Source organism: Paracoccus tegillarcae, from assembly GCF_002847305.1.
In the GTDB taxonomy this organism is placed as follows: Bacteria; Pseudomonadota; Alphaproteobacteria; order Rhodobacterales; family Rhodobacteraceae; genus Paracoccus; species Paracoccus tegillarcae.
This window is the reverse complement of the sequence record NZ_CP025408.1, coordinates 1,250,555-1,267,326: the sequence shown is the minus strand read 5'-3', so window position 1 is coordinate 1,267,326 and position 16,772 is coordinate 1,250,555. Positions and strand designations below refer to the sequence as shown.

At 62.5% G+C, this 16,772-nt stretch carries 14 protein-coding genes; 7 read left to right on the top strand and 7 right to left on the bottom strand.

Features of this window, described 5'->3' with window-relative positions; translation table 11 throughout:
• Nucleotides 1–49: 49 nt before the first annotated feature.
• Nucleotides 50–1,486: a carnitine 3-dehydrogenase gene (locus CUV01_RS06260; protein ID WP_101459720.1), complete on the top strand. Its 1,437-nt coding sequence runs from the start codon at nucleotides 50–52 to the stop codon at nucleotides 1,484–1,486.
• A gap of 147 nt (nucleotides 1,487–1,633) precedes the next feature.
• Here the strand turns inward: CUV01_RS06260 and CUV01_RS06255 are convergent, their stop codons facing one another.
• The 4 genes from CUV01_RS06255 to CUV01_RS06240 form a co-directional block, all read right to left on the bottom strand.
• Entirely contained in the window at nucleotides 1,634–2,461 is an 828-nt protein-coding gene (locus CUV01_RS06255; RefSeq protein WP_101459719.1) for an inositol monophosphatase family protein, read from the bottom strand.
• Between the two features lie 8 nt (nucleotides 2,462–2,469).
• Nucleotides 2,470–3,525, bottom strand: a complete 1,056-nt coding sequence (locus CUV01_RS06250) for an ABC transporter ATP-binding protein (RefSeq protein ID WP_101459718.1) — start codon at nucleotides 3,523–3,525, stop codon at nucleotides 2,470–2,472.
• Entirely contained in the window at nucleotides 3,522–5,717 is a 2,196-nt protein-coding gene (locus CUV01_RS06245) for an ABC transporter permease (protein ID WP_101459717.1), read from the bottom strand. Before CUV01_RS06245 ends, CUV01_RS06250 begins: the two co-directional genes overlap by 4 nt.
• A 68-nt stretch (nucleotides 5,718–5,785) precedes the next feature.
• Nucleotides 5,786–6,814 (bottom strand): ABC transporter substrate-binding protein, encoded by a 1,029-nt coding sequence (locus tag CUV01_RS06240; protein WP_101459716.1) that lies wholly within the window; start codon nucleotides 6,812–6,814, stop codon nucleotides 5,786–5,788.
• A gap of 202 nt (nucleotides 6,815–7,016) precedes the next feature.
• On the opposite strand from CUV01_RS06240, the gene CUV01_RS06235 reads away from it, so the two are divergent.
• Nucleotides 7,017–8,015 (top strand): LacI family DNA-binding transcriptional regulator, encoded by a 999-nt coding sequence (locus CUV01_RS06235; protein WP_198731887.1) that lies wholly within the window; start codon nucleotides 7,017–7,019, stop codon nucleotides 8,013–8,015.
• A gap of 61 nt (nucleotides 8,016–8,076) precedes the next feature.
• Here the strand turns inward: CUV01_RS06235 and CUV01_RS06230 are convergent, their stop codons facing one another.
• The 3 genes from CUV01_RS06230 to iolE are packed head-to-tail and all read right to left on the bottom strand — an operon-like array spanning nucleotide 8,077 to nucleotide 11,191.
• Nucleotides 8,077–9,114 carry a Gfo/Idh/MocA family protein gene (locus CUV01_RS06230; protein ID WP_198731886.1) on the bottom strand — a complete coding sequence of 346 codons (1,038 nt, stop codon included), beginning with the start codon at nucleotides 9,112–9,114 and terminating at the stop codon, nucleotides 8,077–8,079.
• Nucleotides 9,114–10,277 carry a Gfo/Idh/MocA family protein gene (locus CUV01_RS06225; protein WP_101459714.1) on the bottom strand — a complete coding sequence of 388 codons (1,164 nt, stop codon included), beginning with the start codon at nucleotides 10,275–10,277 and terminating at the stop codon, nucleotides 9,114–9,116. The genes CUV01_RS06230 and CUV01_RS06225 overlap by 1 nt, the downstream gene beginning before the upstream one ends.
• Nucleotides 10,274–11,191: a myo-inosose-2 dehydratase gene (gene iolE / locus CUV01_RS06220; RefSeq protein WP_101459713.1), complete on the bottom strand. Its 918-nt coding sequence runs from the start codon at nucleotides 11,189–11,191 to the stop codon at nucleotides 10,274–10,276. The genes CUV01_RS06225 and iolE overlap by 4 nt, the downstream gene beginning before the upstream one ends.
• A 235-nt stretch (nucleotides 11,192–11,426) precedes the next feature.
• Between iolE and CUV01_RS06215 the strand changes: the two genes are divergently transcribed.
• The 5 genes from CUV01_RS06215 to CUV01_RS06195 all read left to right on the top strand — a co-directional run bounded on the left by CUV01_RS06215 (nucleotide 11,427) and on the right by CUV01_RS06195 (nucleotide 16,759).
• Complete coding sequence (locus tag CUV01_RS06215) at nucleotides 11,427–12,440, top strand: LacI family DNA-binding transcriptional regulator (RefSeq protein WP_101459712.1); 1,014 nt, start codon at nucleotides 11,427–11,429, stop codon at nucleotides 12,438–12,440.
• Nucleotides 12,441–12,535: 95 nt separating this feature from the next.
• Entirely contained in the window at nucleotides 12,536–13,573 is a 1,038-nt protein-coding gene (locus CUV01_RS06210; RefSeq protein WP_101459711.1) for a LacI family DNA-binding transcriptional regulator, read from the top strand.
• A gap of 233 nt (nucleotides 13,574–13,806) precedes the next feature.
• Entirely contained in the window at nucleotides 13,807–14,751 is a 945-nt protein-coding gene (locus tag CUV01_RS06205; RefSeq protein ID WP_101461903.1) for a sugar ABC transporter substrate-binding protein, read from the top strand.
• Between the two features lie 87 nt (nucleotides 14,752–14,838).
• On the top strand, nucleotides 14,839–15,915 hold the full coding sequence (locus CUV01_RS06200) for an ABC transporter permease (protein WP_101459710.1): 1,077 nt from the start codon (nucleotides 14,839–14,841) through the stop codon (nucleotides 15,913–15,915).
• A gap of 13 nt (nucleotides 15,916–15,928) precedes the next feature.
• The gene (locus CUV01_RS06195; RefSeq protein ID WP_198731885.1) at nucleotides 15,929–16,759 is read left to right on the top strand and encodes an ATP-binding cassette domain-containing protein; all 831 of its coding nucleotides are present in this window, start codon (nucleotides 15,929–15,931) and stop codon (nucleotides 16,757–16,759) included.
• The last annotated feature ends 13 nt before the right edge of the window (nucleotides 16,760–16,772 follow it).

The window sequence follows — 16,772 nt, the reverse complement described above, 5'->3', positions numbered from 1 at the left end:
TCGCCGTCCGGGCGCCCGCCCGCACTTATTTCCAAAAGGATACGCAGTCATGAAAACAGCAGCAATCATCGGTGGCGGCGTGATCGGCGGCGGCTGGGCGGCGCGGTTTCTGCTGAACGGGTGGGATGTTCGCGTGTTCGACCCGGACCCGCAGGCCGAACGCAAGATCAGCGAAGTGCTGGCCAATGCCCGCCGCTCTTTGCCATCGCTTTATGACAAGATGCTGCCGGCGGAAGGCGTGCTGAGTTTTCACGACGACATGGCCGACGCCGTGGCGGGGACCAGCTGGATTCAGGAAAGCGTGCCAGAGCAGTTGGACCTCAAGCACAAGATTTATGCGCAGATCCAGAAACACGCCCCCAAAGACGCGATCCTTGGGTCGTCAACATCCGGTTTCAGGGCGTCGCAACTGCAGGACGGCGCGCTGAACCCGGGCCAGATCATCGTCGCGCATCCGTTCAACCCGGTCTATCTGCTGCCGCTGGTGGAGTTGGTGCCCTCGCCGCAAACCCCTGCCTCCGTGACCGAGCGCGCCACCAGCTTGCTGACCTCGATCGGGATGAAGCCGCTGGTGATCCGCAAAGAGATCGACGCCCATATTGCCGACCGTCTGCTGGAGGCGGTCTGGCGCGAGGGGCTGTGGCTGATCAAGGACGGCATCTGCACGACCGAGGAACTGGACGATTCAATCCGCTACGGATTTGGCTTGCGTTGGGCGCAGATGGGCCTGTTCGAGACCTATCGCATCGCCGGTGGCGAGGCCGGCATGAAGCACTTCATGGCGCAGTTCGGCCCGGCGCTGAAATGGCCATGGACCAAGCTGATGGATGTGCCCGAATTCACCGAAGAACTGGTGGATCTGATCGCCAGCCAGTCCGACGCGCAATCCGGCCATCTGTCGATCCGCGAACTGGAACGGCTGCGCGACGACAATCTGGTCGGCATGATGCGCGCGCTGAAAAAATCAGGCAGCGGCGCTGGCGGTTTGATCACCGCGCACGAGGCCATGCTGCCGGACCCCGAACCCGTGGACCTGCCCGTGACCGTCAGTCGCCGCATTCCGCAAAGCTGGACCGACTATAACGGTCACATGAACGAGGCGAATTACACCGAGGCGTCGTCCCAAGCCACCGACCGGTTCATGGAGATGATCGGCTGCGACGCCGCTTATATCGCGTCGGGCCGCAGCTATTTCACGGTCGAAAACCACATTCGCTTTCTCAATGAACTGCATGAAGGCGACGAACTGACCATCACCACGCAGGTGCTGAAGGCCGAGGGCAAGAAGATGCATCTCTTCCACCGCCTGACCGGCCCCGATGGAAAGCTGGCGGCAACGGTAGAAACGCTGCTTTTGCATATGGATACCAACGCGCGGGCAACCTCGCTGCCCTCCGAGGAGGTGTCGGCAATGCTGACTGCCTATGCCGATGCGCATGCCGCGCTGTCATTGCCCGAGGGCGCGGGGCGCCATGTCGGGCAATAGCAGGCCGGCATCCTTCGGATAGGAAACTGCGATAATCCGGGGGTTATGCTGGCGACGCTTGGCGATCATGCGTTCAGCAGCACGCGCGACCCGACAACCGCGCGACCGTGGCCTGAAACAACGACGGGACGACCTGTCAGGTCGGCGCTAGGTATCGGGCGCGGGGTCCCAGTCCGGCGCCTCGAAACGCGTCAGCGCGGCAAGCCGGTCGTAATCGTCCCGTGTGCTGCCAAGCACGCCGAATTTCCAGCCCTGAAACGCGTCCGCGCCAATCGCCGCGACGCGCCCGCCCGCGCCCTCGATCAACGCATAGGCGGCACAGCAATCCCACAGCGACATGCGCGGCTCGCAATATCCGACCAATCGGCCAGCGGCGACAAAGGCCAGCATCAGCGCGCCAGAGCCATAGCGGACCTGGGCAATGCCCTCTGCCGACAGATCGCGATGCAACCGCGCCAGCCTGTCCGGCGCAGCCTGGTCATTCGAGCCAATGCCCAACAGCCCGGTCGACAGATCGAAACGCCGGGTGATCTGGGCAGGCTTGCCATTCACCGCCATGCCCTGTCCGCGCCCGCCCAAAAACATCTCATCCAGAACCGGCGCATGGATGGCACCCAGCAGCGGCCCCTGCGCGTCCATCAAGCCGATTGAAACACACCAGCCCGGCAGACCGTTGAGAAACGGCGCGGTCCCGTCGATCGGGTCCACCACCCATGTCAGGCCGCTGCGGCCATCCCTCAGGCCGTATTCCTCGCCCAGAAAGGCATCATCGGGAAACCGGGCCAGCAGGCGTGCGCGGATCAGTTCTTCCACCTCGCGGTCAGCGATGGAAACCATGTCGGTCAGCGCACGCTTGGTCTCGATCTGCAGGCTGTCTCGACTGTGAAAGTAATCCAGAGCCAGCGCACCGGCCTCGCGCGCCACCTCTCCCATCACGGTCAAACGGTCGCTCTGTTCATGTGTGGACAAAGGCATCTCCGGACCTATGCGATCAGCGCGACGCCGACGCCGCGAAATTGCAGGCGGATCGGCGTGCCGGGGTCGATTGCGACAGAACTGGTGTCATCCATCACGAACAGCCGTCCGGCGCTGCTGTCGATTTCGTATTCGATGTGATCGCCCAGATAGGCTGCCGTCGCGACCGTTCCTTCCAGCCCATCGCCGTCGCGCGCCACGCGAAAGGCACCGGGCCGAACGGCAAGCTTGGCCGGACCAGCCGGGGCGTCGCGCGCGGGCAACTGAAATTCCGACCCACCGGCGCGGATCATCGCCTGACCGTCGGTGACGCCCAGCACCTCGCAATCAATGACATTCGCCTCGCCGATGAAATCCGCGATGAATTCCGATGCAGGTGTCTCGTATAGCTCGCGTGGCGTACCGTCCTGCGCGATCATGCCGTCCTTCATCACCACGATACGGTCCGACACCGCCAGCGCCTCATCCTGATCATGCGTGACATAGACCGCCGTGAAACCCAGCCTTTGCTGCAATTCGCGGATTTCGGTGCGGACGCGGCGGCGCAGGCGGGCATCAAGGTTCGATAGCGGCTCGTCCAGCAACAGAACCTGCGGCTCAAGCACCAGGGCGCGGGCAACGGCCACGCGCTGTTGCTGGCCGCCGGACAATTCGGATGGCAGACGGTCGCCCAACCCGCCAAGGCCCACCAGATCCAGCCCCTTATCGGCCAGATGACGGGCCTCGGCCTTTTTCAATCCGCCGGATTCCAGCCCATAGGCGATGTTATCGAAAACCGTCATATGCGGAAACAGCGCGTAGCTTTGAAAAACCATCGTCACATCGCGGCGGTTCGCGGGCAGGCGCGTGACATCCTGTCCGCCGATCAGGATCTGGCCCTCGGTCGGCGTTTCCAGCCCCGCCAGCATGCGCAGCGTCGTGGTCTTGCCGCAGCCCGAGGGGCCAAGCAGCGTGACCAACTGCCCCGGCTGGATGCTGAGATCAAGCTGAGGGATCGCGGTGAATGCACCGTAATTCTTGCGCACTGCGCGAAATTCGACGGAGCCTCTTTGCGGATTGGTCAAACTGTTGCCTCCTTCGCGACGGGTGGGGTGGGGCGGCGGCGCAGGCGGCGTTCGCCGACCAGCAGTTGGAAGCCGGCGATCACGGTGATCATCACAACGATCAGCACCGAGGAATAGGCGATGGCGACGCCATACTGACCGTTCTCGACCAGCCCGACGATATAGGCCGTGGCCATGTTGTATTTGGCAGAGACAAGAAAGATGACAGCCGAGATCGAGGTGATGGCCCGTACGAAACTGTAAACCAGCGCTGCCATGATCGCGGGCCGCAGCAATGGCAGGATCACCCGGCGCAGAGTGCGGCCGGAATTTGCGCCAAGCGTCAGGGACGCCTCGTCAAGGCTGCCGTCCAGCTGCGCCATGGCGGCCACGCTGCCGCGCACGCCCACAGGCATGTTGCGGAACACGAAACAGACGACAAGGATCAGCGCCGTGCCGGTCATCTGGATCGGCGGCAGGTTGAAGGCCATGATATAGCTGATGCCGATGACGGTGCCGGGGATGGCAAAGCTCATCATCAGGGCGAACTCGAACACGGCCTTGCCGGGGAATTTCTGCCGCGCGATCAGCCAGCCGGTCAGCAGGCCAACCGCCGCCGTCAGCGGCGCGGCGATCAGGGCGATGGTCATGGTGGTCCAGAAACTGTCCCATGCAACACCGGTCCAGCGCAAACCGCCATCGAAACTGACGCCAAAGGCGCGGATGTAATGTTCGAATGTCAGGCTGTGATCCAGCCCCCACAGCTTCACGAAGCCGCCGAACAGGATCATCGTATAGACGACGATGGTGAACAGGCTCCACAGCGTGACGACGCTGATGACGGGCCAGGCCACACGCGCGGGCAGCAGCGCATGGTTGCCGCCATCGCCCTTGCCGCCCACCGTGGCAAAGCTGCGGCCCGACAGCCACAGCCGCTGGGCCAGAAATGCCGACAGGGTAAAGAACAGCAGCACACCGGCCAGCACGGCGGCACGCGAGGGGTCGTTTTGCGCACCGACCACGGAAAAGAAGATCTCGGTCGACAGCACGCCGCCCGACCCGCCCAGCACCAGCGGATTGCCGAAATCGGCCATGCTTTCGATGAACCCGATCAGGAACGCATTGGCGAGGCCCGGCGCCATCAGCGGCAGCGACACTTTGCGAAAGGTCCGCCAGCGACCGGCGCGCAGGGTCTGGCTGGCCTCTTCCATCGACGGGCTGACGCCCTCGACCACGCCGATCAGCACCAGAAACGCGATTGGCGTAAAGCTGAGCACCTGTGCCAGCCAGATGCCGGTCAGGCCATAGATCCAGCGGCCCAACTCCCACCCGGTTGCGGTTTCGATCAGTTGGGTCAGCGTGCCCGACCGCCCCAGCAGCATGATCAGCGCAAGCCCGACCACGAAAGGCGGCGTGATGATCGGCAGCACCGTCAGCAGGCGCAGGCTTTTCTTGAAGGGAAACCGTGTGCGCGTCGCCACAAGCGCGAAGGCCAGCCCCAGCAGGGTGGTCGTCGTCGCCGTGCAGATCGCCAGAAAAAAGGTCCGCCACGCGACACCGCAATAGCCACCCGTCAGGCAGGACAGGCTCCAGATCTTTGGATCGACGATATTGCGGCGAACGCCCTCGCTGGTGAACGATCCGTCGAAATCCTGAAAGGCGCCGGTAAAGATCGACAGGATCGGATAAAGAACAAAGGTGCTGACCAGCAGGATCAGCATTGCAATCGAGGTCAGGATAAAGGCGTCGCCCTTTAGCGCGCCACGTTCGGCCGCCCCGAAAGAGATCAGGCAGGTGAACACGACGGCAAGGATCAACGCGCCCGCGCCAAAGGCCGGCTGACCCGAAACCTCGCCGAACGTCGCGTCCAGCAGCCCCCAGTTCCAACCGCGCATGCCGACAGACAGCCCTTCGACGATCATCCAGATCAGCCCGAGGATACCGATCCGGATCAGCCAGCGCCCGCGCCGGTTGCCAGATGCCATGCCAAACCGCAGCCAGGCGGCGCCACCCATCAGCAGCAGAATGGGCCAAAGCTGCCAGCGACCCAGAAAGGCCTGCAGCAATCCGGGCCACAGATCGGGTTTGGAGGCCAGATCACCAAGCCAGTCAAACCCGAAGAAACCGCCGCGGATCTTGTACCAGGGCAACAGCAGCAGCGACAGCGCGGCACCGCCCAGAACCCAATTCAGCCGCCGGTTGTCAGCCCCCATTCACGCCCGTCCATCTGTCGGTCGAAGATGTGCCGGGGCAGATCGTTGCCCCGGCAGCCGTCTGGTCGTCATTCAGAGGCGCGACCACCGATTTCCGCGTCCCACTTTGCCAGCAATTCCTTGCGGCGGTCAGCAGAACCGTATTCGGCAAAGTCATAGTCGATCAGCTTGATCTGGCTGATATCGGGCACCTTGTCGGACACGGTCGCGGATTTGTTCGACGGGATCTGGTACGACCCGGCCTCTGGCATCAGGTTCTGCGCATCGGCGCTGAGCACCCAGTCATAAAAGACCTTGGCCTCATCCGGATTCTGCGCGCCCTCGACAATCGACATCGAGCCGACCTCGTAGCCGGTGCCCTCGCAGGGCGCGACGACCTCGATCGGAAAGCCTTCGACCGATTGCGATACGGCGTCATGCATGAAGACGATGCCCAGGCCGGTTTCGCCGCGTGCCGCCGCCTTTACAGGGGCCGAGCCGGATTTGGTATATTGCGCGACATTCGCGTTCAGACCCTTGAGATATTCAAAGGCCTCATCCTCGCCCATCAGCTGCACCAGCGTCGCAAGCGTCGTATAGGCAGTGCCCGACGAGTTCGGGTCCGCGATCTGGATCTCGCCCTTCAGCGCCGGGTCCAGCAGGTCGGCCCAGCAGGTCGGCCCCTCGATCCCCTTCGCTTCCAGAATCTCGGTGTTATAGCCCCAGCCCAAAGCGCCGCTATAGACGCCGACCGTCCGATAACCCGATGTTTCGGCCTGTGCGACCGCCCAGTCCTGCATTTCGGACAGCATCTCGGATTGATATTCAGCCGTCAGCCCGTCGGACGCGGCCTGCAAATGCGGATCGCCGGTGCCGCCCCACCACAGATCGGTCTGCGGATTGCGGCCCTCGGCGCGGATCTTGGCATAGGCCTCGCCCGATGACAGGCGAACCATGTTCACATTGATGTCGGAATGCCCGGCCTCGAACTCGGTGACCAGCTTTTCGCAGATCACCACATCGGCCGAACAGATCAGATTCAACTCGGCGGCCTGTGCAGCATAGATCGGCATGCCGATTGCGGCGCCAGCCATGATTGTGGCAGTTTTGATTTTCATTTTTGCCCTCCCTTTCCCATAGTTTGCAACAAGTGGTGCAAAGCTGTGCATCAGGTTCCAATGTGAACCTGCAATGTGTCAATTGATTCTTTCCGGGTCATAAGTCTTTCGTGTCGCGTAATTGGCTCTGCCTGTGCAAAGCTGTTCATCATCAACCCGCTCAAGGAACGCCGTGCCAAACTCTCCTGTCAGTGCAAAAGATGTGGCCGAGCTCGCAGGCGTATCGCGCGCTGCGGTGTCGCGCTGCTTTACCCCCGGTGCCAGCGTCTCGCCCGAAACACGCGCCAAAATCCTGAAGGCGGCGGACAAGCTGGGCTATCAGGTCAACCGGCTGGCAAGCGGCCTGATCCGCAACGAATCCGGCATCATCGCACTGATCTGCGCCGAGCTTTCCACACCCTACCGGTCGCAACTGCTGGCGGCGCTGACGGCGGCGCTGCAGCGGGCGGGCAAGGTGGCGCTGGTCATCAATACCGACCGCTCTGATGGCAGCGTCGAACAGGCGCTGCGCCAAGCGATCAGCTATCGTACCGACGCCGCCGTCTTCCTGTCCGGCATGCCCGCGAAATCGCTGGCCGAAACCTGCCGGCGCAACGGAATGCGGCTGGTTCTGATCAACCGCGACGAAGGGTATCCCGGCTCGCTGCTGGTTCGGCTGGCAGATGCCGAGGCCGGCAGACGGGCCGTCGGCCTGCTGCAAGCAGCCGGGTGCCGCAAGCTGGCGCTGGCCAGCTCTTGCGCGGACACACCCAGCCTCGTCGGACGAGAGCGCGGCTTTCGCGCCGCAGCAACCAAGGCCGGATTGGACTGGATCGAATTGCGCCACGGCACCACGTCCTATGAGACGGGGCTTGAACTGGGCATGTCGCTGCTGACCAGACAGGACCGGCCCGACGGCATCTTCTGCACGACCGACCTGATGGCCTGCGGCATCATCGATTGCGCCCGCTGGCGATTTGGTATCCGTGTTCCCGACGACCTGTCGCTGATCGGATTTGACGACATCCCGCAATCCGGCTGGGAAGGATACGAGTTGACGACATTCCAGCAGCCCGTCGATGAGATCGCTGAAAAAAGCGTCGAATGGCTGCTGACAGGTGGAGCCTCTGAAACCGCGGAAGAGGTAAGTTTCGTTCCGATTCTCAAACCACGTAAATCACTGCGGCGCGGCTTCGATCCGGATGTGCGAGCGTTGCCCTGAAAGGTGCGCAGGCATTGTTCGCACCGGTTTGATATTGGCCAAGACAGCGAAAGCCCCCATGTCAGTCCTGCGCCGGCCATGAAATCTCCACCACGCGGCGGATATCGTCGATCATCTGCATCATCTCCAGGCTGGCGGCCAGCGGACGTTGCGGCGCCTCTGACCGGCCATCGGTGATACAGCGCGCGACCTCGGCGGCCTCGTGGAAAAGTCCTTCGAAATGCCGTCCGGGCGGTTCGTCATAATGCAAGCGCGTCGCGCCATCTGCCGATATCACCTCGAACGGGCCGGGCAGGTTGAATTCCGACCCAAAGCGAACCGTGCCTGCGGTGCCGACGATGGCCGCATTGGTCGGCGTCAGGCCGTAAAGCGTGGTGGACATGCTGCCCTGATTTCCGGCGGCATTGGCCATGATGATCGACAACTGGCCATGCACGCCGCTGGGGTCATCCTGTTTCAATCCCACCACTTGCCTGGCTGGCCCCAGCAGTTTCGACAACAGCGACACGGGATAGGTGCCAAGATCCAGCAGCGGCCCGCCGGCCAGCGCCGGATCAAAGATCCGGTGATCGCGGGTGAAGTACTCGCCATATTCGGTATGGACCGATTTGATCTCGCCCAGCACGCGGGCATCGAAAATCTGCTGAAGCACGTCGAATTTCGGCAGGAAATAGGTCCACAGCGCCTCGCACAGAAACAGCCCCCTCCGCTGCGCCAGGGCCACCATTTCGGCGGCCTGCGCGTGATCCAGCGCCATCGGCTTTTCGACCAGCACATTGCGCCCCGCATCCAGCGCCATCATCGCGTGCCGGTGGTGCATGTTATGCGGCGTGGCCACGTAGATGACGTCCAGCGTGTCATCCGCCACCAGCGATGCGTAGCTGCCATGGGCGGTGCCGATCTGCCATTTCCGGGCAAAGGCATCAGCCTTGTCCTGACTGCGCGACCCGACCGCCGCGATCTCTTGCCGCGTATGGGCGCGCACGGACTGGATGAACTGCTCGGCGATCCAGCCGCCGCCCAGAATCCCCCAGCGCAGCGCGGGCGCCTGCATAGGGTCCGGCACGCGCGAGACGGGCAATTCGGTCGGAAATGCCATCACGCGTCCTCCCATGTGCTGGATTGCAAGGACCGCTCCATCGCGTCGATGATCCGCATGTTCTTCAGGCCAAAGTCGAAATCGGGATCGCAGGCCTCGGCCTCGCAGATGCCCGTGATCAGATCCCGCACCTCGATGACCTTCACGTCAAAATAGCCAAGCCCGCCGCCCGCGAAATCGAACGGAAAGAACGCCGCGAATTGCGGGATCTGCGAACCGGCCAGCAGCGTCTTGAAACCCCGGTCCCGCTTGGCGTCGCCAAAGCGCGCCACCTTCAACTCGTTGAACCGCTCGCCATCCATGATGATCGTGCCCTCGGTGCCGGACACTTCCCAATAGACGCCGAATACCTTGCCGGCGGATACGCGCGACGCCTCGATGGTGCCGCCCGCGCCGCTGGCAAAGCGGATCATGGCCTGCACCTGATCTTCGTTCTCGACCTCGCGCCGGGGCGCATCTGCTGCGGCCCTGGCGCTGTATCCGGCAGCACCCTGCGGCAGGGGGCGGGTCGGAAAATAGGTCTGCGTCTGCGCGATGGTGCTGGCGATATCGCCCATCAGATATTGCGCGACCGAGATCACATGGCTGCCCAGATCGCCCAGCGCGCCCGACCCCGCCTCGGCCCGCGTGCAGCGCCACGAAAACGGCAGGTCGGGATCGTTGAAAAACCCCTGATCGAACCAGGCGCGAAACCGCATGGGCGTGCCGATCTCACCCGCCTCGATGATCTGTTTTGCCAGCATGGCCGCCGGCGTCTTGATGTTGTTGAAGGCGACCATCGTCCTGACACCCCTGGCACGGGCGGCGGCGGCCATTTCCTCGGCCTCGGCGACCGTGACCGATAACGGCTTTTCGCAATAGACATGCTTGCCCGCCGCAATCGCGGTCAGCGCCATCTCGTGATGCATGGCATTGGGCGAGGTGATGTCGACCACATCGACCGCCGGATCATTGACCAACGCGCGCCAGTCGCCGGTCGATTTCTCGAACCCAAAGCGCCGGGCGGCGTCTGCGGCCAACCCGGACGTTGCATCGGCGATCATGTAAAGATGCGGCACCGCCGGCAGGTCGCGATACAGCATCCCGGCGCGGCGAAACGCATCGGCATGGGCCTGACCCATGAAGCCCGATCCGATCAGGCCGATATTCAGTTTCTTGCTCATGGCGTTCCCTTGTCTGCCTGACGAAACAGCGTTTCGATATGGGTCATTGCGCGGGTGACAGCGGGCAGCGGCGGGGCCAGCGCGGGGTCCTGCTCGGCCTCGACCACCAGCCAGCCCCGATAGCCGCTGCCCCGCACCAAGCGGACGACTGGCGCGAAATCGACAATGCCATCGCCGGGAACGGTGAACATGCCTGCGCGCACGCCTGCGTTAAAGCTGGCATCCTCGGCCCGGACCCGCGCCATCACCTCCGCGCGCATGTCCTTCAGATGGATATGCGCGATCCGGTCGCCGAACCGCTCGATCAGGTGGGCATAGTCGAAACCGGCAGCGGCGGCGTGGCCCGTATCCAGCAACAAGCCCAGTTCCGGGCCGCTGCGGTCGAGGATGGCGGCGATCTCATCCATCTTTTCGGCCACCATCATCAGATGATGATGATAGGCCAGCCGCAAACCATATTCGCCCTGCAGCCAGGTGGCGAATTCGGTCAGCCGTGCCGCGTAATCCGCAAGATCCTGCTGAGTCATCGTCAGGCGCTGCGATATGGGCGCGTCCAGCGGCGCCTCACCTGCCATCATCGCGACCTCGCCGTAAACCATGACCTCGCAGCCCATCGCCGCCAGCAGTGCTGCATGGTCGCGCGCAGCAAGGGCCTCGTGAGGGGCGTCGCGAACAGCCAGTTCGCCGGAATACCAGCCAGAGGCCAGCGACAGCCCATGCGGCTGCAACAGGCCACGCAACTGCGCCGCTTTGCGCGGAAACAACCGGCCCAGTTCCACGCCCTGATAGCCCGCGCCTGCGGCCTCGGTCAGGCAGGTGTCGACCGGCGTGTCGCCGCCAAGATCGGCCAGAACATCATTGGTCCAGGATAGCGGGCTGACCGCCAGCCGAACCCCAGAGGGAAGAAAATCCATCGCTCGATCCCCCTCCGGCAGCCGGTCCGGGCCGACCTCAGCCAAATCTCCGCTGCATGCCGATACTGCGCCAGCCACGACCGGCCGCAGCGGCGTCGCGATAGGGCCGGCACTGAAACAGGTTAACTCAGTCATCAGACTTCCCCCTCGACCGGATGGCCCTGACGGCGAAATTAGGATTGCGACGCGATTTCCCAAACGTCATTCTTGAAGAGATTTCTTCAAGCGGGGCATCATGGCACGAAAGGCCACAGCAGATGACGTGGCGCGCGCGGCGGGGGTTTCGGCCTCGACCGTGGATCGCGTGCTGAACAATCGCGGCGGCGTCAGCGAAATCAAAGAGCGTCAGGTCTTTGCGGCGGCAAGGCGGCTGAAACTGGACCGCGCCCTTGATCCCCGCGACGCCAGAACGCTGCGGGTCGCCGCCTTTCTGCAGCCCCCGGCCAACCCTTTTCACGCAGCCCTGACCACCGCGGTCCAGGCGGCCAATCGCGGCCCCGACCCGTTCAATATCCAGACCCGCATCTTTCATGTCGAACCCTCTCGCCCGCAACAGACAGCCCAACGGGTGCAGGCGGCGGGCGCGCAGCACGACGCCGTCATCATCTGCGTCGCCCATGATGACGCGCTGGCCCGCGCGCTTGAGGTGGTGACGGATATGGGCAAGCCGGTCATCACTCTGGCAACCGACATACGCTGCCGCGGCGCGATCTATGTCGGGCCGGATAACCTGCGCTCGGGGCGGCTGGCAGGCGAATTGATGGGCCGCTTTCTTGGTGCCCAGGGCGGCGAGATCATCCTCATTGCAGGTCTGCTCAGCATGATCGGGCAGCAAGAGCGCCGCGATGGGTTTCAGGCAGTGCTGGGCGAACGATTTCCGCAATGTCGCGTGGCCGAGGTGTTCGAAAGCCACGAAGACAGTGCGCGGGCAGGTGATCTTGTCTATCGCGCGCTGCGGCGAAACCCGTTGATCCGGGGCATCTACAACGAATCCGCCGGGGCCGGAGCTGTGGCCGATGCCCTTCAGCGGCTTGGTCATCAGGGCAAGGTCACCTTTATCACCCATGAATTGACCCGGAAAAGGCGGCAGCTTTTGCAAGCGGGCGCCATCGACGCGATCATCGACCAGAACCCCAGCGCAGAGATTGACACGGCGATCAGGGCAATCGCGGCCTTCTATCGCCGCACTGCCGCCGATACCGGCTCTACGGTGACGCCGGTCAACGTCTTTCTGCGCGAGAACTGCTGACAAAGACGTGCGTTCCGGGCTGATCTCTCTATCGTTCTTGCATCCCGTCTGATCGTAAATGATAGTTTGCATCAAATCCCTGATGTGAATTGACCATGAGCAGACCAACCATCGCTGATCTTGCAAACGCCGCCGGTGTCGGGACCGCGACGGTGGACCGGGTGCTGAATGGCCGGCAGAACGTCCGCGAGGAAACCGTCCGGCGTGTCCACGAGGCCGCCGAAAAGATCGGCTATCACGGGGCAAATATCATCAGGCACCGGATGCTGGCCGACAAGGAAGAGTTTCGCCTTGGTCTGATCCTGCAAAAGCCCCGCCATTTCTTCTATCAAGAGGTTCTGGGCATTTTCGAGGCACAGGCCCGCGCCTGCACATTGCGCCGCGTTCATCTGGTGCCGCAATTCGCCGAGACCTCGCAGCCCGAAGAACTTGCGCGGCTGCTTGCCTCGATGAAGGGCAGGGTGGATGCGGTGGCGGCAACCGGGCTGGACCACCCGCTTGTGACCCAGGCTGTGCTGGACCTTCGCGCGGCGGGCGTTCCGGTCTATTCGCTGTTGTCGGATTTTGCACAGGGCATACGCGAAAGCTATTTTGGCACCAATAACCTGAAAATCGGGCGGATCGCCGGCTGGTTCATCTCGCGTCTGGCCCGGCGGCCCGGCAAGGTCGGATTGTTCATCGGCGGCACCCGCTTTCACGGCCATGAACTGCGCGAAACCGGCTTTCGCAGCTTTTTCCGCGATTCGGCCCCGGAATTTCAGATGCTCGAAACCCAGATCAATCTGGAAACCCGTCAACTGACCTATGAAGCCACCGTCAATCTGCTGTCGCGGCAAGAGGATCTGGTGGGCCTTTATTGCGCTGGCGGCGGGATGGAGGGGGCTATTCAGGCCGTCCACGAATTGCGGCGCCCCGACGAGATCGTGCTGATCGTGAACGAACTGACCCCCGAATCGCAGGCCGGGTTGCGCAACGGCACGCTGAGCCTGGTCCTGGGTACGCCCGTCAGGCAGATCGCCGCCGATCTGATCACCCAAATGATCGACACCTCCGAGAAGGGACTGGCCGAATTGCCCGGCCAACGCTTCTTTCCCGCGCAGATCTGGACCCCGGAAAGCGAATTGATGATGTAATTACATCATCATTCTCGTCTGATTACATCATCAATGATGGTTTTGTGGCCTCATATTCGTTGATTGCCACGGTCAAATGAGGAATCATCACCTCGTCCGCTCAGGGAGAGAGCGGGAACCAACAAGTCAAAATCGGCACCAATAACCGCCTGGCGCGGACAGAACAGGTCTGTCCGCCGGGCTGTGCCGAACAATTTGTGGCGCATCCGTCGCCGCCCGTGGAGGAGAAGAACATGCGAAGATTATTGCTCTCGACCGTGATGGTTGCAGGCGTTGCCAGCGGTGCCGCCGCCGAGAATATCGGCGTGTCCATGGCGCTGTTCGACGACAACTTCCTGACCGTGCTGCGCAACGGCATTCAGGATCTTGCCGACGGCATGGACGATGTGGATGTGCAGGTCGAGGATGCCCAGAACGACGTTGCCCGGCAGTTGGACCAGATCAACAACTTCGTGGCCTCGGGCGTCGATGCGATCATCGTGAACCCGGTCGATACCTCGGCCACGCAGGCGATGACCGATGCGGCCTCTTCGGCTGGCATCCCGCTGGTCTTTGTGAACCGGCAGCCGGTGAACGTCGATACGCTGCCCGACAATCAGGCTTTCGTGGCGTCCGACGAGCGAGAGTCCGGCACGCTGGAAACCATCGAGGTCTGCGATATCTTTGCCGAGCAGGGCAAGACCGAGGCCAGCGTCTATGTGATGATGGGCGAACTGTCGAACCAGGCGGCCGTTCAGCGCACCGCCGACATTCATGACGTGATCGATGGCGGGCAATGCGCCGTCACCCTGACCATCATCGACGAACAGACCGCCAACTGGTCGCGCGACGAGGCGCAGGATCTCATGACCAACTGGTTGTCCACCGGCGAGCCGTTCGATGGCCTCATCTCGAACAACGATGAAATGGCGATCGGTGCCATTCAGGCCATGAAAGCCTCGGGCATCGCCATGGAGGATGTGGTCGTCGCGGGCATCGATGCCACCCAGGATGCGCTACTGGCGATGGCCGGCGGTGATCTTGATGTGACGGTGTTCCAGGACGCCGCATCCCAGGGCTCGGGTGCCTTGAATGCGGCGCTGGAACTGGCACGCGGCGGCGCGGTCGAACAAAAGGTCTATGTTCCGTTCAAACTGGTGACGCCCGACAACATGTCCGAGTTCACCCAAAGCAACTAAGGCCCCCCAGGCCCAGACGACGGGCGGCGCATTCGGCGCCGCCCGGATACCGGCAAAGCGCCCGGATCCCGCAAAAGGATTTCAAACATGTCAGATACTTCGCAAGGTGTCGGCGGACTGGATTTCGACAAATCGAAGCGCGCCCTTCCGGGAGAGGTCGGGGTCGCGATTGCACTGGTGCTGATCGTCGTCGCGTTCGAGCTGCTGGGCAGAATTCTGATGAATGACAGCTTTCTGTTCAACACCCGCGAAAACGTCGACGGAATCTTCAACATAGCCCGGTTGCAAATCATCATCCTGCAGGTCTCGATCATCGGGATCATCGCGCTTGGTGTGACGCAGGTCATCATCACCGGCGGCATCGATCTGTCCTCGGGCTCGATCGTCGGCATGACCGCCATGATCGCCATGAGCTTTGCTCAGGTCGGCGAGGTCAACGGCATGGAAAACACCCGCGCGGTCTTTTTTGACCGGGGCTGGGTCGATCTGCCGGTTATCCTGCCCATCATTGTCGGGCTGATATGCGGCACTCTGGCGGGACTGATAAACGGATTTCTGATCGCCTATACGGGCATTCCACCCTTCATCGCGACCCTTGGCATGATGGTATCGGCGCGCGGCGTCGCCAAATGGTGGACCGAGGGCCAGCCCGTATCTTTCCCGACCGAAAGCTATGCCGCCATTGGCGGGGGCATGATGCCGGTATTCCTGTTCATCTTTCTGGCGATCCTGTTCCACCTGATCCTGAAATACACGGTCTATGGCAAGCACACCTACGCCATCGGCTCGAACGAGGCGGCGGCACGGATGTCGGGCATCAACGTCGCCCGCCACAAGGTGCTGGTCTATGCCATCGCCGGGGCGCTGGCAGGCATCGCCGCCATCGTGCTCAGCGCCAAGAACCTGACGGCTCAGGCTGGCATGGGTGTGATGTACGAACTGGACGCCATCGCGATGGCGGTCATTGGCGGCATCTCTCTGGCCGGGGGGCGAGGCACGATCCTTGGCACCGTGCTGGGTGCGCTGATCTTTGGCGTCATCATCTCGGGTTTCACCTTCCTGCGCCTCGACGCCTATTACCAGGAAATGGTCAAGGGCGCGATCATCGTGGGTGCCGTCGTGCTGGACCAGTGGCGCCAGCGCCGCTCGGCCTCAAGATCCTGATAAGGAGGATATCATGGCAAGCGATCTGCAAACCAATATCTCGGGCGCTGAGGCGCCGCATCCGCAAGGCGAACTGGGCGAGGTTATCCTGCGCACCGAAGGTCTGACCAAGCATTACGGTGGCGTGCATGCGCTGGTCGATTGCAACTTCGAGATCCGCAAGGGCGAGCATGTGGCGATCATGGGCGATAACGGGGCCGGAAAATCGACCTTTGTGCGCCAGATCACGGCGGTCGAGCAAAAGACCGCCGGAAAGGTCTGGTTCAACGGCGAATATGTCGAATTCGACGGCCCGCTGGCGGCGCGCGAGGCAGGGATCGAAACGGTCTTTCAGACCCTGGCTCTGGCCGATCATCTGGACGTGCCGGACAACCTGTTTCTGGGCCGCGAATTGCGCAAGTTCAACCTCGGGCCGTTCTCGATCCTCGATTACAAGGCCATGCACGAGGCAACGCGGCGCGGGCTGGAAAAGACCGGGGTGAAAATCCCCAATATCCGCAACACGATCCAGAACATGTCGGGCGGCCAGCGCCAATGCGTCGCCATCGCCCGGACGGCCACCTTCCATTCCAAGCTGACCATCATGGACGAGCCCACGGCGGCGCTTGGGGTGCAGGAAACGGCACAGGTCGAAAACATCATCCGCACCCTCAAGCAGCAGGGCGAACCGCTGATCCTGATCAGTCACAACATGCGACAGGTGATGGATCTGTGCGACCGGATCGTCGTCTGGCGGCGCGGTCGTATCTGCGCCAACCTGCGCAAAGAGGAAACCGATGGCGAGGATGTCGTCGCCTATATCACCGGCGCCAAGACCCAGCCGGAATATGACACCGCCGCGTAGCAAAGGGGGAATC

Coding starts and splice junctions, on each gene's coding strand:
- CUV01_RS06195 (WP_198731885.1), top strand. CDS start 15,929: ATGGCAAGCGATCTGCAAACCAATATCTCGGGCGCTGAGGCGCCGCAT.
- iolE (WP_101459713.1), bottom strand. CDS start 11,191: ATGGATTTTCTTCCCTCTGGGGTTCGGCTGGCGGTCAGCCCGCTATCC.
- CUV01_RS06260 (WP_101459720.1), top strand. CDS start 50: ATGAAAACAGCAGCAATCATCGGTGGCGGCGTGATCGGCGGCGGCTGG.
- CUV01_RS06225 (WP_101459714.1), bottom strand. CDS start 10,277: ATGAGCAAGAAACTGAATATCGGCCTGATCGGATCGGGCTTCATGGGT.
- CUV01_RS06200 (WP_101459710.1), top strand. CDS start 14,839: ATGTCAGATACTTCGCAAGGTGTCGGCGGACTGGATTTCGACAAATCG.
- CUV01_RS06255 (WP_101459719.1), bottom strand. CDS start 2,461: ATGCCTTTGTCCACACATGAACAGAGCGACCGTTTGACCGTGATGGGA.
- CUV01_RS06215 (WP_101459712.1), top strand. CDS start 11,427: ATGGCACGAAAGGCCACAGCAGATGACGTGGCGCGCGCGGCGGGGGTT.
- CUV01_RS06210 (WP_101459711.1), top strand. CDS start 12,536: ATGAGCAGACCAACCATCGCTGATCTTGCAAACGCCGCCGGTGTCGGG.
- CUV01_RS06205 (WP_101461903.1), top strand. CDS start 13,807: ATGCGAAGATTATTGCTCTCGACCGTGATGGTTGCAGGCGTTGCCAGC.
- CUV01_RS06240 (WP_101459716.1), bottom strand. CDS start 6,814: ATGAAAATCAAAACTGCCACAATCATGGCTGGCGCCGCAATCGGCATG.
- CUV01_RS06230 (WP_198731886.1), bottom strand. CDS start 9,114: ATGGCATTTCCGACCGAATTGCCCGTCTCGCGCGTGCCGGACCCTATG.
- CUV01_RS06245 (WP_101459717.1), bottom strand. CDS start 5,717: ATGGGGGCTGACAACCGGCGGCTGAATTGGGTTCTGGGCGGTGCCGCG.